15 protein-coding genes are annotated in these 19,703 nt (G+C 59.4%); 7 read left to right on the top strand and 8 right to left on the bottom strand.

Annotated features, from left to right (window positions below; all coding sequences use genetic code 11):
• Positions 1-141: 141 nt before the first annotated feature.
• From AAFG13_RS21570 to AAFG13_RS21545, 6 genes are all read left to right on the top strand, one after another.
• Positions 142-1,899, top strand: a complete 1,758-nt coding sequence (locus AAFG13_RS21570; RefSeq protein ID WP_342713262.1) for a hypothetical protein — start codon at positions 142-144, stop codon at positions 1,897-1,899.
• A 562-nt stretch (positions 1,900-2,461) separates the two neighbouring features.
• Entirely contained in the window at positions 2,462-3,658 is a 1,197-nt protein-coding gene (locus tag AAFG13_RS21565; RefSeq protein WP_092123377.1) for a polysaccharide biosynthesis/export family protein, read from the top strand.
• Positions 3,659-3,663: 5 nt separating this feature from the next.
• Positions 3,664-5,139, top strand: coding sequence for an O-antigen ligase family protein (locus tag AAFG13_RS21560; RefSeq protein ID WP_342713261.1), 1,476 nt, complete (start codon positions 3,664-3,666; stop codon positions 5,137-5,139).
• 60 nt (positions 5,140-5,199) lie between these two features.
• Positions 5,200-5,829: a hypothetical protein gene (locus AAFG13_RS21555; RefSeq protein ID WP_342713260.1), complete on the top strand. Its 630-nt coding sequence runs from the start codon at positions 5,200-5,202 to the stop codon at positions 5,827-5,829.
• A 112-nt stretch (positions 5,830-5,941) separates the two neighbouring features.
• On the top strand, positions 5,942-8,179 hold the full coding sequence (locus AAFG13_RS21550; protein WP_212318126.1) for a polysaccharide biosynthesis tyrosine autokinase: 2,238 nt from the start codon (positions 5,942-5,944) through the stop codon (positions 8,177-8,179).
• Positions 8,180-8,261: 82 nt separating this feature from the next.
• Positions 8,262-8,942 (top strand): hypothetical protein, encoded by a 681-nt coding sequence (locus AAFG13_RS21545; RefSeq protein WP_342713259.1) that lies wholly within the window; start codon positions 8,262-8,264, stop codon positions 8,940-8,942.
• 115 nt (positions 8,943-9,057) lie between these two features.
• Here the strand turns inward: AAFG13_RS21545 and AAFG13_RS21540 are convergent, their stop codons facing one another.
• The 7 genes from AAFG13_RS21540 to AAFG13_RS21510 all read right to left on the bottom strand — a co-directional run bounded on the left by AAFG13_RS21540 (position 9,058) and on the right by AAFG13_RS21510 (position 17,232).
• Positions 9,058-10,269 carry a hypothetical protein gene (locus AAFG13_RS21540; protein WP_212318122.1) on the bottom strand — a complete coding sequence of 404 codons (1,212 nt, stop codon included), beginning with the start codon at positions 10,267-10,269 and terminating at the stop codon, positions 9,058-9,060.
• 116 nt (positions 10,270-10,385) lie between these two features.
• Positions 10,386-11,057, bottom strand: a complete 672-nt coding sequence (locus AAFG13_RS21535; RefSeq protein WP_212318120.1) for a hypothetical protein — start codon at positions 11,055-11,057, stop codon at positions 10,386-10,388.
• A 72-nt stretch (positions 11,058-11,129) separates the two neighbouring features.
• Positions 11,130-11,882 carry a class I SAM-dependent methyltransferase gene (locus AAFG13_RS21530; protein WP_212318118.1) on the bottom strand — a complete coding sequence of 251 codons (753 nt, stop codon included), beginning with the start codon at positions 11,880-11,882 and terminating at the stop codon, positions 11,130-11,132.
• A gap of 33 nt (positions 11,883-11,915) precedes the next feature.
• Entirely contained in the window at positions 11,916-13,256 is a 1,341-nt protein-coding gene (locus AAFG13_RS21525) for an O-antigen ligase family protein (RefSeq protein ID WP_212318116.1), read from the bottom strand.
• Positions 13,253-13,990, bottom strand: a complete 738-nt coding sequence (locus AAFG13_RS21520; RefSeq protein ID WP_212318114.1) for an FkbM family methyltransferase — start codon at positions 13,988-13,990, stop codon at positions 13,253-13,255. The genes AAFG13_RS21525 and AAFG13_RS21520 overlap by 4 nt, the downstream gene beginning before the upstream one ends.
• Before the next feature lie 39 nt (positions 13,991-14,029).
• Positions 14,030-15,166 carry a glycosyltransferase gene (locus tag AAFG13_RS21515; protein WP_342713258.1) on the bottom strand — a complete coding sequence of 379 codons (1,137 nt, stop codon included), beginning with the start codon at positions 15,164-15,166 and terminating at the stop codon, positions 14,030-14,032.
• Positions 15,163-17,232, bottom strand: coding sequence for a right-handed parallel beta-helix repeat-containing protein (locus AAFG13_RS21510; RefSeq protein WP_342713257.1), 2,070 nt, complete (start codon positions 17,230-17,232; stop codon positions 15,163-15,165). Before AAFG13_RS21510 ends, AAFG13_RS21515 begins: the two co-directional genes overlap by 4 nt.
• A 552-nt stretch (positions 17,233-17,784) precedes the next feature.
• On the opposite strand from AAFG13_RS21510, the gene AAFG13_RS21505 reads away from it, so the two are divergent.
• On the top strand, positions 17,785-18,051 hold the full coding sequence (locus AAFG13_RS21505; protein ID WP_212318108.1) for a hypothetical protein: 267 nt from the start codon (positions 17,785-17,787) through the stop codon (positions 18,049-18,051).
• Positions 18,052-18,139: 88 nt separating this feature from the next.
• On the opposite strand, the gene AAFG13_RS21500 is transcribed toward AAFG13_RS21505, so the two are convergent.
• Positions 18,140-19,534 (bottom strand): exopolysaccharide biosynthesis polyprenyl glycosylphosphotransferase, encoded by a 1,395-nt coding sequence (locus AAFG13_RS21500; RefSeq protein WP_342713256.1) that lies wholly within the window; start codon positions 19,532-19,534, stop codon positions 18,140-18,142.
• Positions 19,535-19,703: the final 169 nt, after the last annotated feature.

Raw genomic sequence — 19,703 nt, 5'->3', positions numbered from 1 at the left:
AGTGAAGCCTGCCGGCCCCGCCGTGATGGAATTGCAACCGATCTGGAAAGCGCGAACGCTCCGACCGCGCTGTGCCGCGCAAATCTTGCCGAGAGGTAACGGGTCTGCCAGTATCGCGTGCGATCACCTGGAGCCTGAGAGATGCCGACACGCAGGGAGATTTTAGGCTCTGCTTTATTTGCGCTGCTTCACAACCAGGCCCGCGCCGCCGAGCAGACCCCGGCGCCGCTTGCAGATCTCAACTTTCTCGATCGAACGGCATCGGACCAGCACGCGCGCGTCCTTCGTGGCAATCTGCGCTACGTGGACCACGAGGTGTTCGGCGATCCAGCCGGCGTCATGATCGAGGAAGCGGCTCTGAACGGCGTTGAGGATGCCCGCTTTTCGGCAGAAGCCGTGCTTCCGTCGGGATGGCAGGTTACGCCGATGGCCGGCAAGGTCGTCACCTTCACCAAGGTCAACGCGACGTCCGGTCGCCTGCAACTGCGCGGAGACGCCGCAGGCCAGTTCTACGTTGTCATGGCTACCAACCGGCACTTCGCGGTCAAGCGCGGCGAGCTGCTGACGGGATCGCTGGCTTTGCGGCTGGCAAATCGCGACGCGGGCGGGCTGACCAAGGTAGAGCTCTGCATCCTGCAGATGAAGTCGGACGGATCAGCCATCCTTCCGGTCGCCGTCCCAATTCAACTGATGCAGACCGACAAGCCGTGGTGGGAGCAAGTTCGGTCGGTGGCCACGGAGGATGGGTTCGCGAGCCTTGCCCTGAGAGTGACGACGCAAGCGCGGTTCGACGCCACATTCGAGCTCCATTCGCCTCAGCTGGAGCAGCGTGCCTGGCGGTCGACGTTTTGCGCCACATCGCGCAAGGCCGACGACGTCGTGCTGACCGACGCTGAGGGCTATCTCTCGCACGTCGAGCGCTCGGTCCTCATCACGGCCGATGCGCCGAGATTTGTGGCGTCGGGTTCGCTATGGTGCGAGTACGCCGATCCCGACAACTATGTCGAGATCAGGCAGCGCGAGAGGGTCCTCTATGCGACCGTCGTGAGCAATGGTACCTTGAGCGAGGTTCGGCTCGGTGTCGTGCCGCCGTTGATGCGGTTTACCGTTTGCTTGGTTCAAGGTGCCGGCGGACTCGCGGCGTCGCTCAATGGAAAGTCTCTCAAGACGATCGCTTGCGAAATGCCCGCGAGATTGAAGCTTGCCCGACTGGGCAACGGCTTGAGCGGCAGCTGGAATTCGACAATCGCGAGACTGACTTTATTTGCCGCGAAGGTTTCAAACGGTGCCTCGTTGAGCCGCCCCCCCAAAGCCTTCTTCGACGACTTCGACCGTCCGGACTCCCCGAATCTCGGCGCCTCGCCGACAGGACAGGTCATCCGCAGGATCGGCACGGTCGGCAGTATGATATCGAAGGGGAAATGGGTTGTGACGGACGGCGGAATAGGACTGGCGCATGCTGCGTATGGGATCGTCCGGTTGGACCGTCCGCCACGGTATCTTGGTGCGGTTCTCGATTGGACGGCGGGATCACCCGGTGGAGCAGCAGCGATGCTCGCCGCGACCGACGACGATCCCGGGAGATCCATCGATGCGCTCCATGCCGTCGTCACGGATCAAAAGGAAATCTTCCAGACCATGATCGCGACGAAGGTCGAGGCGGCTCTGGCCGAGTTCGTCTATCCAGTTCCGATGGAGCGCGATAGCAGAACACCTTACGGGGTGGCCTGCCTGATCAATTTCGCGGAAAAGGCGGTTGTCTATGTCGGTCCCCAAGGGGATCTGGCGCGTCACGTCCACCACACCTATACTGAAAGAGCCGGTCCGTTTGCTATCTTCGAACACTTTTGGCAGCTAACGCAATGCCGACCGGAATTTCTCGCCGTCGCGGCGGCGTGAGACAGTTCCCGATCATTGCGACGATCCGGAAAAGATGATCCGGAAAATTGGAAGGAGCGTTTCATGAGATACGGAACAGCCATGCTAACCCTGTTGTTGCTATCCGGAGAGGGAGCAATGGCGCAGGGCGTATCGCAAACCCCGACTCAGACCGTTACGCAGCAACGCCAGAGCGGATCGGCGGTCTCGGGGGGACCGAATTCGGCGGTGAGAACCAACCAAGGCGTCAGCACCGGATTTAGCAGCCCGTTCACAAGTCCATTCGGAAGCTCCAACAGCTCCCAATCGAAGGGCGGCTACGCCGGTTCCGGCTCCAGCCGGTGACTCTCCTTACCAGAGTGAGGTCTTACCAGAGTGAGGTCGCCAAATCGGCCGGCTGTGCGCCCGCCGCTGGATGCCTCAGCAGCCAGCGATTGAAATCCGCGCCGGTATGCGATGCTTGGTTAACTGCTGGTTGAGTCACCGCAAGTTCGTTGCAAATCAGCAACTACAGTGCCCCAAAAATCTGCTGCAACGCAGATTCGCTTAGAGATTGCGCCGAGCCCATGATAGTTCCGAGAGCATGGGGACTGATTTTAAAATCAAATTTTTTGCTGGAATTGCGCTCTGCGCCACGATTGCTCTGGCCGGGTGCAGCTATTTGCCGACGTCGGGGCCGTCCAGCCAAGCTGTAAAAAGCGAGACGCCGGTCGATGAAAACAGCCTTCCGTACGCGCTGGTCCGCGTCAATTCAGACGTGGTGTCCGTGCTGGCGCGCAATACTGGCAAGCTGACGGTTACCTATCCCGATCGTCAGCCACCCCGCGAAATCAGATTTGGCATCGGCGACGTCGTCAGCGTCACCATCTTCGAGGCCGCCGCAGGCGGCCTGTTTATCCCGGTTGAAGCGGGTGTTCGGCCCGGCAACTTCATCGCCCTGCCTAATCAGACGGTCGACCACAACGGCAATGTCTCGGTTCCTTATGCCGGCGCTATCCGCGCGCAAGGCCGGACGCCTTCCGAAGTCCAGCAGGCGATTGCGGATGCGCTGAAGAATCGCGCGATCGAGCCGCAGGCTGTCGTCGCCCTCATCGATCAGCGGACGTCGCTCATCAGTGTTCTCGGCGAAGTGAACAATCCGGTTCGCTATCCGGCAAACGCTGCAGGCGAGCGCCTGCTTGATGCGATCACGCGTGCCGGCGGCCCCAAGGGACAAGGCTTCGACACCTGGGTCATGCTCGAGCGCAACGGCAAGCAGGCGACCGTGCCGTTTGGGTCGCTGGTGTACGAGCCGTCGAACAATATCTGGGTCCATCCGAACGATACGGTTTACGTCTATCGTGAGCCGCAGACCTTTGTGGCCTTCGGTGCAACCGGCCAGCAGGGGCAGTTCAATTTCGACGCTTGGCGAATTTCGGTGGCCGAGGCCGTGGGCAAGGCAGGCGGCCTGAACGATACGCTGGCTGATCCCGGAGCGATCTTCCTCTATCGCGGTGAGCGGCGCGAAATTGCCGCGATGATGGGCGTCGACGTGAGCCGTTTCACGACACCGATCATCCCGATCGTGTATAATTTCAACATGCGCGACCCGTCGACGTACTTCCTGGCGACGAAAGTTCTGATCCGCAACAAGGACGTTCTGTACACGTCGAACGCTCCAGCGGTGGAATCGGCGAAGCTGATGACGTACATCAGGCTGGTCACCGCAACGGTCAACGATCCGATAGTTGCAGCCTACAATGGTGCGGCACTTCGGAATCTGGTCGTAACGACTCCCTGATCCGCATGCGGTACGACCGGCGATACATCGTCGTCTTGCAGACGGCGGTGGTCGCCCTGAAACCGCGGCAGGCTTCGGATGCGTTCGCTGCGCTGCTGTTCGCGGTCGTGGCCATTTTGCCTTTCCCGTTTGCATCAGTGTCCTCCGTCGCCATTTCGCTTTGGTGCGGCTTGGTGGGCATAGCGGTGGTCGGGCTTGCCCTGCGACCACCGGCCATTGCTTCACCGCTTTTTCTTGCAGCCATCATTGCCGTCGGCGTCGCGAGCTATGCGACCATCCTCTACCTTCAGGTCGTGGCTCGAGCGCCGTCCGATCCCCTGGTCCATCCGATCTGGGCCCTGGCCAGCGAGATTCTGGGAATGCCCCTGGAGGCGAGCGCGTCGATCGCCAGGGGGCAGCCTTATCTCGCGATCGGCACGCCGCTTCTGAACCTGCTGCTGTTCACGGGGGGCTACATGTGCGGCGCCGACGAGATACTCTCGCGCCGCCTGTTCCGCACGATCGCTTGGGCGGGCGGCCTCTATGCCGTTTACGCGATTTGCTCCTACGCGCTCGAACCCAACCTGGTGCTGTGGCAAGAGAAGATCGCCTATGCCGGCAATCTCACCGGGACGTTCACGAACCGCAATGCGGCTGCGGTCTATTTCGGGTCGATCGCCATTGTCTGGTTGCTGCTCGCGTTCCGACGCCTCAGTCTGCGCAAGAAGCGCCGTCCCGGCAAACGCCGCCGCCCATCGAGCACCGGCGTGAATTGGCGTGTCCTTGCGGTGCCGGGCAGCTTTTTTTGCATTTGCTTGCTGGCACTGGTCCTGACCGGCTCCCGTGCGGGGGTGGCGTGCAGCTTTGCCGGCCTGCTTGTGGCCTTTGGGCTGAATTTCAGATCGGAGATGTCGCCCAGGCTTCGCAATTGGCTGGCCTTCGGCGCTGCCGTCGTCGTCATCCTGGCGATCTACCAGATCTTCGACAGCGGGTTGGGCGAACGGCTGGAAACCGAAGGCGCAGCCGGCGGTGGACGTGCCAGCGTCGTGGCCTCGGTTCTGCGCATGATTTCGGATTTTCCGTGGCTCGGGAGCGGTTTGGGCTCGTTCCGCTGGAGCTTCGCCGCCTATCGGAGCAGCCAGATTTCAGGCTGGGGCGTGTGGGATCGGGCCCATAACGTCCCCCTTGAGATTGCGGCAGAAGGCGGCCTGGTCCTGGCGGGCATCGTCGTTCTGGCCTGGATTGGCGCAATGGCGATCCTGCTGCGTGCCTGCCTCGACCCCAAACGCTCCCGCACCCTGCCGCGCGCCGCCCTGGCTGTCTCAACGGTCGCGGTGTTACACTCCTTGATTGATTTTTCCCTGCAAATCCCTGCTTACGCCGGTACCGTGATTGTTCTGCTCGGTGCTGCTCTCGCGCAAACGCAGAGGCCGGTGGCAGAGGTTGAGGCGGCTGAGGCGGTTAACTTTGAAGTGAACCAAACTCCGGAAAGCCTCGACTGACGTTGATGTTGCGGCGCTATGCGGTTAAGATATCGTTATATTTTCGGAAGGGTTCATGGTATGTTCCATATCGCTTTTAAGCAACAAATCACGGGCGTCGCAGCGTTTGCAATTCTCGCAATGTGCGTAACCGCTCAGGTCCCGACACCAGCGTCGGCCCAGCGTTCACCGCAAGCCACTGCTCAATTCCTGAGCAACCCAGCGGAGCTTCTCGCCAAGAATCCCACCGGTGGCGCCGAGCTCGTCAGCGCCATTCGCGAACTGGTCTCGAGTGACGCAGCCACACTACAGCCGATCATCAATTTGATCGCGAATGCCAACAAGGACCAGAAGGCGGCAATCGGCGCCGGCCTGGCGCAGGCTGCCAAGGTCATCGTCCGAACCAACCCCGGTCTTGCCACAGAAATCCAACAGGCGATTCTCAACACCAAGGATCAGGACGTCGTTCTGGCCTTCGCAGCCGGCGCGGGCGACCGACCGATCGGAGCCGCAGGCGGCGGCGGTGGTGGCGGTGGTGCTGGCGGAGGTCAGACCAATCCGCTCCAGTTCGGCGCGGGCGGGGGCGGCGGTGCGCAGCCGATCGGCGGAAGCGGCACCAACACTCCGCTGTTCAGTTACACGTCGAGCGTTAGCGGCTTGGGCAATACGTTCGCGAACTCCGGCACCGTTTCGAGTTCAGTAAGCCCGTGAGAGCAATGCCGGGGAAATCCGGCATTGGCTACATTACCGGCTCAGGCCGGAATGAGCGACTGCTTGCGAAACAGGCGGCCGTCTTGGCTTGCCGCATCACAATGATTCCAAAATGCTCCAGCTCCTGAAGCCCGAGGAACGCGAGATCGAACGCGCGGACTACGTGTCGCCCGATCAGATGTTTGCGGCTGTCCTCGGTTTCGCTCGCCGCCAGTATCCGATCTTTCTGGTCACGATGCTGATCACCCTCGCTTTGGGGGCCGCTTATCTCGTGGTGGTCCGATCGACCTATACCGCGCAGGCGACGATTATCATCGACACGCGAAAGCTTCAGCCTTACACGTCCCAGAACTCCCTCTTTACCGAAGTCCCCGTGGACTCGCCTGCAGTGGACAGTCAGCTCGAGCTGATCAAGTCCGACAACATTGCGCGATCGGTGATCCGCGACCTGCATCTGGCGCAAGAGCCCGAATTCTCCCGTTATGGCGGAGGCTTCGTCGGCAATCTCCTCTACTATTTCTACCAGCTCTTCGAGCCCGGCGATGAGTCCCAGGACGAGATCGAGCGACGCGCCCTGCGCGAGTTCTCGAACAATCTGTCGGCGAAGCGCGTAGGCGTTACCTACGTGATCGAGATAGCGTATCGCTCTGCCTTGCCGGGGCGGGCCGCCCAGGTGGCCAATGCCGTCGCCGAGGCCTACATCAACGATCAGCTCGACGCCAAGTACCAGTCGGCCCGCCGTGCGGGCGACTGGCTTTCCGGCCGTATCCAGGAGCTGAAGCAGCAGGCGATCTCCGCCGATCGCTCGATCGTCGACTTCAAGAGCAAGAACAACATCGTCGATGCCGGCGGGCGGTCGATTTCCGAACAGCAGGTCGCAGAGCTCAACAGCCAGCTACTCGCAGCACGGACGGTCACCGCGGACGCGCGTGCACGCCTCGATCGCATCGAGCAGGTCATGAAATCGGACGTTCGCGACGCAACGGTAACGGATACTTTGCGAAGCGACGTCGTAAGCAAGCTGAGGACGCAATACCTGGATATCGCCAACCGGGAAGCCGACCTGTCAGCCCGCTATGGGGTGAACCATCTGGCCGCGGTCAATCTGCGCAACCAGATGCGCGAGATCGCCAAGTCGATTACCGCCGAACTCGGCCGCCTCGCGGAAACCTACAAGAGCGACTACGAGATCGCCAAGCAACGCGAGGATGAGGCGCAACGCGCGCTGGAGGCCGCGGTCGCCCGCTCTCAAATCGGTGGCCAGGCCCAGGTCCAGCTGAAGGAGCTTGAAAGCAACTCCCAGACCTACCGCTCGATGTACGAGACCTTCCTGCAGCGCTATACTGAATCCATTCAGCAGCAATCGTTCCCGATCACGGAGGCCCGCATCATATCGAGCGCGGGCCGGCCGTCCAAGCGCAGCAGTCCGAAGACCGTTCTCGTTCTCTCTATGGCGTGCGCCGGCGGCCTGATGCTGGGCTTCGGCATCGGCCTTATGAGGGACCTGTCCGATCGCGTGGTACGCACCAGCGACCAGGTCGAGCGGTTGCTGGGAGCTGATTGCCTCGCAACCCTTCCGGTTCTTCCGGCGCCCGCTCTCCAGCCCAACGACACCCCTCCGTCACCGCATGAGATGCAAGCCGACATTGGAGCTTTCTGGGCCGTCGTCAGCTCGCCGTTCTCCAGATACGCCGAAGGCATCCGATCGATAAAGTCCGCGATAGACCTCAATAGTCGACTGCGCAGCGGCCGCGTCGTGGGCCTCTCCTCGGCGCTCCCCGGCGAGGGCAAATCGACCACTGCCGCGGGCCTTGCGCTGCTCAGCGCGCAGTCCGGGCACAAGGTCATCCTGATCGACGCGGATCTTCGGAATCCGTCGCTCACGAAGCTGATGGCGCCAAACGCCGCCGCCGGCCTCGTCGAGGTTGTCCTGGGGCAACGCAAGTTCGAAGACGTCGTTCTTCGGGAGAGTACAACTGGCCTGGATTTCCTGCCCACGGTGATCCATACCCCGATCGCACACACCAGCGAGATCCTCGCGTCCGAAGGCATGCGAGCGCTCATCGAGCGCTTCAGCAGCATGTATGACTACATCATCATCGACCTCTCTCCGCTGGCGCCGGTGATCGATGTCCGCGCCACCGGACATTTCATTCCCACCTATCTCCTGGTGCTCGAATGGGGCAAGACCAATATCGATGTCCTCGAGCGGGCATTGGCGAACGCCCGGTCGGTTCGTGAAAATCTGCTTGGCGTGGTCATGAACAAGGCCGATACGAATCTTTTGAAGCGATACGAGGGATACGGGACGAGCTACTACTACGATCCCAAGTACTCACAGCCGAGCTAGATCGTTGAGGAGTGGCGATCTCACCGGTGCAGCCGCGACTGGTATCACGTGTCTGCTTGCGGCCGTCCTGGGACTGGGCGGGGTGGCTTGGTCAGCCATCACGTTGCCGACCTTTTGGCGACAACTGCCATTGGAGCAATTCGCGAACCGCATTGTTCGCGGAGAGACCTTCCCGGTCGACCGGCTGGAAGAGAAGCTCCGGCTTTATCGCGAGGCTGGTAGCCCGGTCCGCTGCAATGCTACCGCGGCCCACGATACGGCTGTTGTAGATCTGGCGATTGTCCGGGGGCAGTTCGACGCATCATCGGAAACAGACGCCCGCCTCGAGCGCAGCAGAAACATCGTCGTGGAAGCGCTGTCATGCTTGCCCTCCGATCCGTATCTATGGTTTTCGCTGTTTCAGATCGAAAGCCTTCGCGTGGGACTCCGACAGGAATACCTTCGCTACCTCGACATGTCGTACCAGGTCGGTCCTAACGAGGGCTGGCTCGCGATTCCCAGAAACCGCGCAGCCTTCGCCATCTTTCCAGCCCTTCCCGAAGCGCTCCAATCCAAGGTGATAGACGAGTTCTGCTTGCTTCTGCGAAGCGAGTTGTATGCGGAGGCGATCGAGATATTCCTTGGCGCGGCTCGACCTCACCAAGCCGAACTGGTGAGCCGGATGGGCGCGGTCCCAACCAGGAACCGGCAGCTGTTTGCAGTTCAACTCGCGCGCAAGGGTATCGACGCTCATATTCCGGGGACGTCCGTGGTCGTTCGCTGAAACGCGCAACGCGACGTGACATTCGCCCCGTCCGACCAGCACATCCCGGGAGAGCTACTTGCAGGATAGCGATCATCAAAAATCGTAGTGGAAGCTTCCTGCCCGCCAGTTGCAATCACGCGATCGCTGCCCTGAGCACGGAGTGGCCCCGAACAAATCTGATCATGATAGCAACACCCACACACATCACAGCATCCATGGCGAGCAGAACGCCCTCCTGGCCCCAGATCTTGAAGAAAACGCAAGCAATCGGCACATAGATCAACGACTGCCATACCTGCAGCCTCGCTGCTTCCCTGATATTGGACGTACCGATCAGCAAGGCGGAGAAGAAGAACTGCAAGGCGCTCAGAACGATGAGCAGCGATGCTCCCGTCAAAAACAGATGATCAAGTTCGATCGTCGTACGCAGCCAGATTGACAGCGCAAAATTACCGAACAGCCAGAAGCCCGTTCCTGCCAGGCAAGATCCTGCCAGCAGCATGATCCCACTGAGGCGCACGATCCGCGTGGCCGACAAATCGTCCCGCATTTTGAGCTTTGTCGCGACGATATTTGACAAGGGATACGTAAAGGCGATGACGAGCCCTCCATAGGACTGCATCAACCGCATGAATATTCCGAGTTCGATGACAGCGTCTGGCCCCGCCATGAAACCGAAGAGTCCGGTAGCAAGTTGATATAAAATCCCTATCCCGAGGCTAATGATGGTGAAGTCGAGCGAGCTCAGCAGCAGGCGCCGGGCGATCCGGGGTCTCCACCTCCAGTCGCTTGAAAACAGATTCCGGTTCCGGCGAACGACGTCCAGCGCATGGAAGACTGAACCCGGTAAAAAACCGAGACTGAGAAGGACAGCGGCGAAGACGATCGATGGATGGGTCGGAAATACAAACAGCAGCAACACGAACGACAGTACATAACTCGCCAGCTGGAACAGATACAGTCGATGCAGCTGATGGTGCCCGGCATCTATTCCCTCAAAGATCGAGAGGAAGAACCACAGGGCCAAGCCGAAAAACACGACCAGAATCGTTGCAATAAACTCGCCGTAGTTTGCGAGAATCACCTCATTCAGCGGCACCAGCCACATGAAAATCATCAGGGCAACTGCTGCAATTCCAAATAACATGAGATTGAGACCTGCTGCGAGCACCGCAGCAAGCGACACGGTTTCAGTCTTGAAGGCACTCGCGCTCCGGCGAGTTCGAGCGACGACATTTGCGATCACTCGTCCCATGCCGACATTGGCAAACCCGATCCACGAACTGATACTTAGAATAACAAGGAGCAGACCGAATCGCGATGGTCCCAGCCTGTCGAGAACCATCGGAGTGCCCACCAGATTCAACAGAATTGCGAGCAGCCTCGCGAGCCACCCCGCAAGCGTCGATAACAATATTGGCTTCATATCGACCAGCGCATGCGATGCAACCTAGTTCGCAATCAATAGATGATTGCGTCTGTGCGCGAGAAGAACTTTGCTGTCTCTGGCACCTTGCGAACATGAACCGCGGGATTTCCCGCAATGAGCGAGTAAGATTCCGGCTTTAGATGACTCACAACCGAACCAGCGCTGACCAAACAGCAGTTGGGAATCTTGACGCCCTTCGTAATAAGACAGCCTGATCCAACCATCGTATAGTCGCCGACGATAATTGGTGAGCAAGTCTGCCTACACGACAGCGGCTCGATGCCGTGCGTGACCAATTGCGAGCGAACTCCTGCAAGTCCGCTGTACATGCCGAATTCGATTCGATCGGAGCAATCGATATAGTGCTGGTGTGCAATCAGGCTCGCACGCTTCATCAGCAACTCCGATCGCCGCCCTGGGTTCTTCTTGAAGAATGGAGAGTTCAACTTTCGGGAAAGCCCGGTGATCCAATTGAAATTTCCAATCATCGCTCCTTCATGCATTTCGAGGTTGTCGAGACGTCCGACGTAGTTGAAATGACCGACGGAGGCTCCCTTCGCTAAAGAAGCCTCATCAGCAAGGACAATCGAAAGGCCAATGCGAGAGTTCGCATCAAGCGAAAAACCGAAGAGATTATTCAAGGCCCAGCGCCGAAGTGACCAAGGTATGAAGAACAACAAAACTTGAATGCCCGCCTTCAACATTTCAATGCGCTCCTAAAACTATGGAAACGGCTACGGCCGGTAACGGCGATATTAAATTTTGACGAACGGACATCACTCAGTACCGGAAATCGAATTCAGGGCACCGGCATCCCATACGGCGAGTATTCGCCCGCCCGAAACCCCATCGTCCCTCAGCTCGAACTTCGGAGCAGGAAGTCCGAATGGAGACCGCATCAGGTTGATTCTCCGGAAGTCTCCGTCCCGAATATCGGAATTGAACCACACGGAACTGTCGCTGGTCAGCAAGACGTACTTGAAGCCGGCGGACTTGATGTTGTTAAGGAGCGCAAGAGCATTTTTGAACGAGAGGTGGAAAAGTACTTCACGGCATATCACTACGTCGCCCCAGCGTTCGAGGGGTTGCTTCGTTGCATCCATACAGGCAAAGCGCCTCCTGGAATTCGCGTGGACCTCGTTGTGAGAAGCGATCAACGACGGGACAATGTCGATACCGAGGTAATCGAACTCGCCGGCAACTCGAGACATCCAGTTAAAGTCGCCACAGCCGATATCGACGAGCCTGGTGCATCCGACATCTCGCAAGAACTGTGAGAGCTGACGGGTCAATGTGTCGGTAGCCATCGGCGAAGAACCCAGGCCCGAGAGACTCACCTGCTCCGCATTTTCGATCCAGGTTCCGTTTACGTAGATATCTGAAAAAACCTCATCCAGCTGAGCCTTACGCATGTGGCTCGTATCACGACCACGCACGCGCCTCGCGATATTGATGATTTCGTCCGCACCAAGGCGGAACAATACGTGGCGAACAATTTCCTTGCAGGACTGCAAATGATCTAGCGGCATATGAAGGGATCCGACATTGAACTGCGCTGATGATCAAGAGACATCGGCCGCAGGCTGTAGTGATGGCTGCCCTTGCGGCAACCTCGCATGACGCAGGGGAGTCGACGCATACCGCCGTCTTGCCGAAGGCGTGTACGCCAGAAAGAGCATGAAGAAGAAAGAACCTATAAAACCGATATTGAAATTGTCCGGCTCAAACCACTGGATCAGCAGCGTGGACAGGACCGCCAGCCCGCAGAGCAACGTCCTGCGATCACTGTGCTTCGTGCCGATCCAGACCAGATAGAGCCCGCGGCCGGCGACAACGAGCAGTAAGAGGCCACCGAGCAGTAGGCCGAAGTCCATGAAGTAAGACAAGATGCCGCTATGGACCGCGTGCAGATTGTATCGGCTGGAACGGAAGCCGTATCCGAAGAACACATACTGGTCGATCGTCTCGAAGAACGTGTTCCACGATTCGGTACGACCGGTGAATCCCGAAAGAATTCCTCGATTGGGATCGAACAGCGCCAGATCGTTCGTGACCTTGTCAATCAGCCGGTCGGTGTCGGTAAAGAAGGGCAGGATCACAAGCGCGACTGGGAGCGTCATCATGAAGGTTGCGAACATGCGAACGTTCATGATTTGCTGCGCGCGACTGAAGAGCGCTCGGTAGTTCGCAAAGGCGAGATACCCAAGGTAAAATAAGAGCGTGCCTATCATAATGGTTCGCGCGCTGACTACGTAAGTTGCGCCGAAGCAAATCACAAATACAGGCAAGCTCACACGCTTTACCACCAAAGAGTGGAGCACCAACGCAATGTAGGCGTATCTGGCATAGTGATTAGGGTGGATCAGACCGACCCATCGATACTCGTGAAATCCCTGAACAATCGCGGCGGCGCTGAGGGATGCGGCCAGCGCCAGAAATCCCATCGCGAGCGCGTCGTCCACGCTCTGCGCAGGCGCCTGCCAAAAGCAGAGACAAAGCAGGAATGCTCCCAGCGTGACGACGTACTGGACAATTTGCCCTGACGACTCGATGAATTCGGCTGCAGCCACCGACGCGAGAACGATCAGGCCGGAGTAGATCAGGAGGAAGATCAGAATCGGCTGCGATCGGCGGATCGCCGCGTACGCACCGTGACGGGCGAATACCAACAAGCCCAGCAAGAGCGCGGGTACCGCGATGAGTAGGCTGAACCCTCCAACATCAGCCTGAGTGGTAAGGCCGTTGCGCAAATCCATCAGCTGGGCCGGCGTCGCCTTGATGCCGGGATAGCAGATTGCAACCACATAGAAGCTGAAGCCGAGCCCTGCCGCGTTGAATACGCCCCCCTTCGCGAGGTTGCGCAGAATCGCGAGATTCTCTGTGACGAAGACCGGTAGTCTCATCGCGGGCCGGCCCCAGCGGGGGCAGTCTTGAGGAAAAGAAAATCCGCCTGCACCGGGCCATGCTGCGGATCAACGTACTGATTATATACACCTCCCAGCCGAAATCCATGTGCCTCCGTCCAGCGCGAGATATCGCCGAACAGCGGTTGGCCCTCATAGAGATGGATAAACGAGCACTCGATGTACAGCGCTTCGAATTGGTTAATGAGATCGGCAGATCCTTCCAGGACGTCCAATTCACCGCCCTGAACGTCCACCTTCAGGAGCGCCGGCCCCCGGATGGCGCCCGCTTCCAGACAGTCCGACAGCCGGCGAACGGCGATCTCATCCATTCGCGCGGTCTGTTCCCCGAATATTTCGCGTTGGGCGGATCCCGGTTTCAGGAGCGACGAAGAATCGTCCTTGCTCGTGACGTAGATCTTGGCCTGCCCGGACGTCGGGCCGATGGCGCAGGGAAACAGCCGGACCCTGTCATCCTTGCAGAGAGCTTCGGTGAAGCGGGTGGCCGGCTCCGACAGGGGCTCGAAGGAGTAGATCTGCGCCTGCGGAAACAGCCGCCGCGCCATCACCGCGAACTGCCCCCTGTTCGCGCCGACATCCACGACCGTCTGAAAGGAAAGGCGCGACAGAGCCTCCCTGTGCTCGATGGCGGGAGCTATCCGCATGCTCAGTAGCCGCCACAGCGACGGACGAAGTGCGCAAAACACGCCCTTCTGGATGGTGATCAATTGCATTTTGCGGAATTCCTCTTCCTCAAGCACACGACCCGGAACTCAACCGTACGCCTGTCGATATCGCTCGGACGTTGCCTGGCCGTCGAAGGTTGCCCGGCTGTAGCGAAGGGCTCCCTCGCTCAGCGCGGACCACTCCTTCGGTCCCATCGCGTGAATCGCCTCGAGTTTCTCGACGAAGGATGCCGGTTCTGAAAGCGACAGTGCCCAGCCCGCGTTGCTCGCCGCGACGTCTGTCCAGGGGCTCCTGTCGCTGATCAGCACCGGCAGCCCGAGCGTCAATGCCTCCACGATCGAATGACCGAAATTCTCCCCCAGCGTCGGATGCAGCAGGACGTCATAATCCGCCAGCCGCTTGAACAGTTCCTCCTTGGGCAGGTTTCCCTTGAACGTCACGTCGCACTGTCCGGTCCCGGCTCGCGCCATCTCGACGCATTGCTGCGCATAAGAACTGTCATCAACCTCGCCGAAGATATCGAGCGAGGACGCGACGGCGAGGCGGCGCACGACGTCGAGCGCAAAGGTGACGTTCTTCTGCACCGTCACCCGGCCGACCATCGCCATTCTGAGCTGTCCCGGCGGCTTTTCTTTCTTGGTCGGTCGAGGCGCTCCGCTCTCGACGAATTGCGAAACCATCAGCACCTCCTGGCGGCGGAGGTGGTTGCGGCGGATATCATGCTCTTCTGCGGGAGACCCCGCGAGGTGAACGACCCCGCGATAGAGGCCGGTCAAATCGGTGAGGCGGCAAAACAGCCGCTTCTTCAGGGCGGACGCGGACATGATCACATCCATGAAGATACCGTGCGGCGTGTGAAAGACGCGCTTGCCCCTCAGAAATCCCAGGCGCTTCAGGATGAGAGCTGGAATCGCGACCAGCGGATCGAAGGCGCACTGAATGTCGACGACGTCGAAGTCCTCCCTGACGCGGTCGAAGAGAATGCGCAGGCCGGTTAGCCCCGTTGGAATATACTCCACCGTGGCAGCCCCCATCCGCTCGCGATGAACGGGCGTTTCGAACATGGCGGCGCCACTGGTGAAATCGTGGTTGAGGGTCACCAGATGGAAATCATAATCTTCCGACATGTTGTGCATGAGATTGCGGATCGCCGTGGCGGGTCCGAGATGCGACAACGACGGAAAGAAGGAACGATAGACGATCAGAACACGCTTCTTGGTCATTTGAACTCGGACAGCGTTGCAAAGCGATCCCCCGGCAGCTGCGCCCCGGCCCGATCCGGCGCACGCAATGGAATGTGCTCGGTCAAGCCATGGCGATCGAGTTCGGACGAGACGAGCGCGAGGGTCTCGTCGAGTTGCGACGGCGCAATCCAGTTGCGCATGCGCTCGAGAAGCTGGAGGCTGCCCCGGTACACGACGGCACTGTTGTTTCGGACCTCGGCCGTGGGGATATCGCCGTCAAAGGCCGTGATGGACCCGGCACCCATGAACTTGTTTCCCTCGATCAGATTTCGTTCGGGTCGGAGAAGGTCCGAATGCTTGTAACCGGCAATTTCGGGATAGCGGCTCGTCCAAGGCTCCTTGTCGACGGGCAAGCTGTACAAATTCCGAACACTGAGCCCACCCGGAACTTGCATATGATCGTTTCGCCATACCTGCCACCACGATGCATATCCCAATGCGGCCCCCCAAATCGACGGCGAACTTAGAATGAAGAGGTTTGATAGTAACTTGTTATCCTTACCGCCGTTCATCAGTATCCCGTAGGGGATACCCACGATGACGTTGTCGGTGACGAGATTCCCGCTCGAAAACTCATCAAGATAAATCCCCCGGGCGTCGTTGAAGTACCGTCCGCCCGTCCCAAGCAAGGCGTTTCGGCGAATGACGGTGCCTTGGCTGGTGAAGTCGCGCGCGCTGTAGATGAATCCTGAATCGCCCGCTTCGGTAACAAGCTGAGCCAACAGGTTATCTTCGATGACGTGATCGTTCCCGGAATAGAGGATTCCGAACTGCGGTCCGTTGAAGATGACGCTTCGACGCACGCTCATTCCGACCCCGTCCATTTGCACCGCCGGAGCAAAGGTGCGGTAAACCAGGGAGAAGTCCTGGATGCTGCTATCCTCGATCGAAATGTGTCCCGGTGTCAGGCTGGCGCGGTCGCCTCCGGACAGCCACGCCCCGCGCCTGCCGACGGCGCGAATGCTCGCATGATCGATCCGGGAGTCGCTGGAGTTCGTGTAGGCAATTCCATCGGCGCCCGCCAGCTGGACGATGACGTTCGAAAAATTGATCGCGACGCTGTCGCGCACGGTCACGGCGGTCTCGATGGCGAGTTCGAAGACGACATCTCGGACGGTCAAATTATGAAAGCCGGAAACCGCCAGCAGGGTGTCGAGCACCGGCACCTCGAGGGTTTCGATCGGCTCCTCGGAGCAGAAGTTCAGCGTTCTTGCCGACGCGTCGTAGAAAAACGAGTTGCATTGGGCAAAGGTTGCCAGATTGTAGAAATACAGCCTCTCGGGAGGCTTGCCGTCTGCTCTCAGCCTGTTTCGATCCGTCAGCACGCCCTTCGAATCGACGGCAAGGGCCCGTGCGTTCACGAAGAGATAGGAATCGGTGAGGTATCCGCCGATCCAGAGGTCGGGGGAGCGGCGCACCCCGTCCGGCAGATCAGCGAACGCCATGGTCGCCGTGCTGCTCCGCGGATCGCCGGCGATCTCGACCACCGGCAGGAAGCCGCTGGTGGGCCACCTTGTGGATTGCAGGCGCGTCTTGCCGTTGACTCGAATCATCAATTGCCTCGGCGTTATGGTCGAGAGCTTCCTCAGCAGCTTCTGCGCGGTTTCGCCGGGCAATTCGGAAAACGGCAATGCGTACTCGTATCGCCCGTCTCTGGAGCGCGACAGCTTGAGATGGTTCTGTACGAAGGTCGCTCCTGATATCCTGGTGCCGCCGGGCGCGCCGCGGATGATGATGCGGGAGCCCGCGGGCGGTTCGGGACCGGAAATGGTAAGAGGCTGACCCAGGATCTGGGCTTCGGCAGGCAGGTTGATCATGTACGTCACCGGCGTGGTGCGCTCTTTCCCATCCTTCCGCACGAATTCGATTGCCTCAGCGAGCGAGGCGGCCTTGAGCGTCGCTTGCTCGCCGGGAATGCTCGTGCGCGTGCCCTCAACGTTGATGGAAACGTCGTCCGCTCTGCATCCGCTCGTCAGGACTGCCAGCAGCAACGCGAGCCCAGCAACGAGAGGGGACCGGCCCGACGGCATTACGGCAGAATTCATTTCTGATACTCGAATCGAGGGTATAAGACTTGCCGAGCCTACCAGAGCCGGCATCCAGTAAGTTTCATCCGTGGAGGAGATCAGTTGTCTCACAGGAAGCCGGGCCGAATCCGTCTTGCTCTTTGCGTGGCTGCGCAGTTTCTCGCCATTGCGAATGCACACGCGCAGATGCAGCGATCCGGCGTCGGAGCCACGCTTGGAGTCGCCCCCCCGCCAGCCGACGATATCTCATCCCGTCGGCACCGCAGCCCGACCGGAGCCGTCTGCCTGAGGCTTACCGCGGCATCTCGCTCCTTTCCCAACAATGACCGCCTGTTCAATCATTGGATCTATGCCGAGAACATCTGCGGCGATCGTGTTAGGGTCCAAGTATGTTACTATGGCACGCGAAGCTGCATCGACATGGATATTGGCGGCCACGAGCGGAAAGAAGCCATCCTTGGTACCCTACCAGCGACCAAGGATTTTCGGTATGAATATTCGGAACGCTTCTAGATTTCGGAACGCTTCCAGATGATGACTCTGGACAGCAAAATTGGGGGGGAATAGCAGATGCTGAAGTCGATCGTCGCCGGGGTCCTGCTGACGATGTCTGCGGGCGCGGCCATCGCAGCCGACTACTCCTTTATTCCGCAACCGCAGCGCGTGGCTCCGCGCCGCGCGGTGGCCGATGTATGCCACGTCGAGCGCTGTGGCCCCCGCGGCTGCCGGGTCGTCAATCTCTGCCGCTGTCCGGATCGTTATACCTGCACCGGGATCTACGACGCATACCGGCCCTATGGCGGCACGGCTTTCCTCAGCGTCTATACCGAATACTGATCTGTTCGGCTTCGTCCCGGATGGGAGCCTGGCTCCCCTCCCGTCAGGCTTTGCACAATTGCCGTCGGTCTGGCGCAGCGAAGACACCTCACCACGCGTTGCGGTAGGTCTTGCCTGAAAACAGGGTCAGCAAAATGATCTTGAGATCAAGCAGCAGCGACCAATTGTCGATGTAGTAGAGATCGTGCTCGATCCGGTTCTGCATCTTCTCGAGTGTATTCGTCTCGCCCCTGAATCCGTTGACCTGAGCCCATCCTGTCAGTCCCGGCTTGACCGTATGCCGCCGATCGAAGCTGTCGATGCACGGAGTGAAGAGCTCATTGTGTGTGATCGCGTGCGGCCGCGGCCCAACGACGGACATGTCACCCCGAAGAATGTTCCAGAGTTGCGGCAGTTCATCGATCCCGGTCTTGCGGAAGATACGGCCGATCCTGGTTACGCGCGAATCGCCCCTCGATGCTTGTCGAAATTCGGCGCTGTCGGACACGTACATCGTTCTGAATTTGAGAACGCGGATTGCTTCGTTGTTATAGCCGTGGCGGATCTGGACGAAGAGAACCGGTCCCCTCGAATCGAGCTTCACGGCCAGCGAGGAGAGCAGCAGCAGGGGAGACAACACGATCAGCCCCGCGGCTGCTGCCACGATATCAAACGTCCGCTTGACGACGAGGTCGAACACGGACAGCGGTCGGCGCGAGATGGCAAAGGTGGCGATGCCGCCGATGTCGGCCGTCTGCGCGTTCGCCCAGAAGATGTCCCGATGCGTCGGCACCGCGTAAACGTCGGCGGGGATCTGCCTCAGCAGCGACAGTAGCATCCCGACGCTTCCATCCTCCTGCTTTCGATCGACGAGCAGGATGATGCTATCGGGTCGCAGAACCCTGCACCGTTCGACGAGCTTTGCGCCGGTCGCGCGATCGAAATCAGCCGCTTCCCCGGACGCGGCGTCCCAGCCGAGCGGGCAGGCAACAACGTCGAAACCTCCGCCCGACTTTCTCAACTGGCCTGCACAAGCCTCGCAATCATCGTGGCGTCCGACGAGCACCACGCGCTGCCTCTGAAGCAGTCCTTCCTCAGCGGCGTTCTGGAACGCGCGATAGGCGGCCAGCCGGACCAACCCGACCGTCATCGAGCAACCCACGAACTGCAAGATCAAGGTGCCGCGGGAATAAACGTCCGAGAGCTTGAAAATAAACAGGAGTGAGGTCAGGACAACGAACGTGGTGGCCGCAGCTCCGATTCCGGCGGAAGCGAACCGGATCTCCCGCTGCTTCTCCAGATGCAGGAATTGACCAGCCATTGCGGCAATGCAGACCTCCGCGGCCCCGATGAAGCAGGATGCCAGCAGATAGACCTTCACGCGCAAGCCGGGAGTCGATGCGAGTTGGTGGTACACCCAGGCCGATGCGAAAGCCGTCATCGCAACGCAGATGAACTCGACAATGCTGATCGAAACAAAAGCGAGACCCGCGCGCGCCGGCAACGAGGCTCGCATGGAGCGCCAGATGGCGTTTTGCTTGGGCTCTGAGCTGCTATGGGGAAGGAGGGCGCCCCTCTCAACAATGTTCGTCACAGAAAACAACCACAAAATATGAAGTGCAAGTAAGAATTGGGTAACCTTACTGTATCTCTACCTGCTCGGAAAGACGATT

Origin of the sequence: Bradyrhizobium sp. B124 (assembly GCF_038967635.1) — a bacterium.
Classification (GTDB): Bacteria; Pseudomonadota; Alphaproteobacteria; order Rhizobiales; family Xanthobacteraceae; genus Bradyrhizobium.
This window is presented reverse-complemented; position numbering and strand designations above follow the sequence as displayed.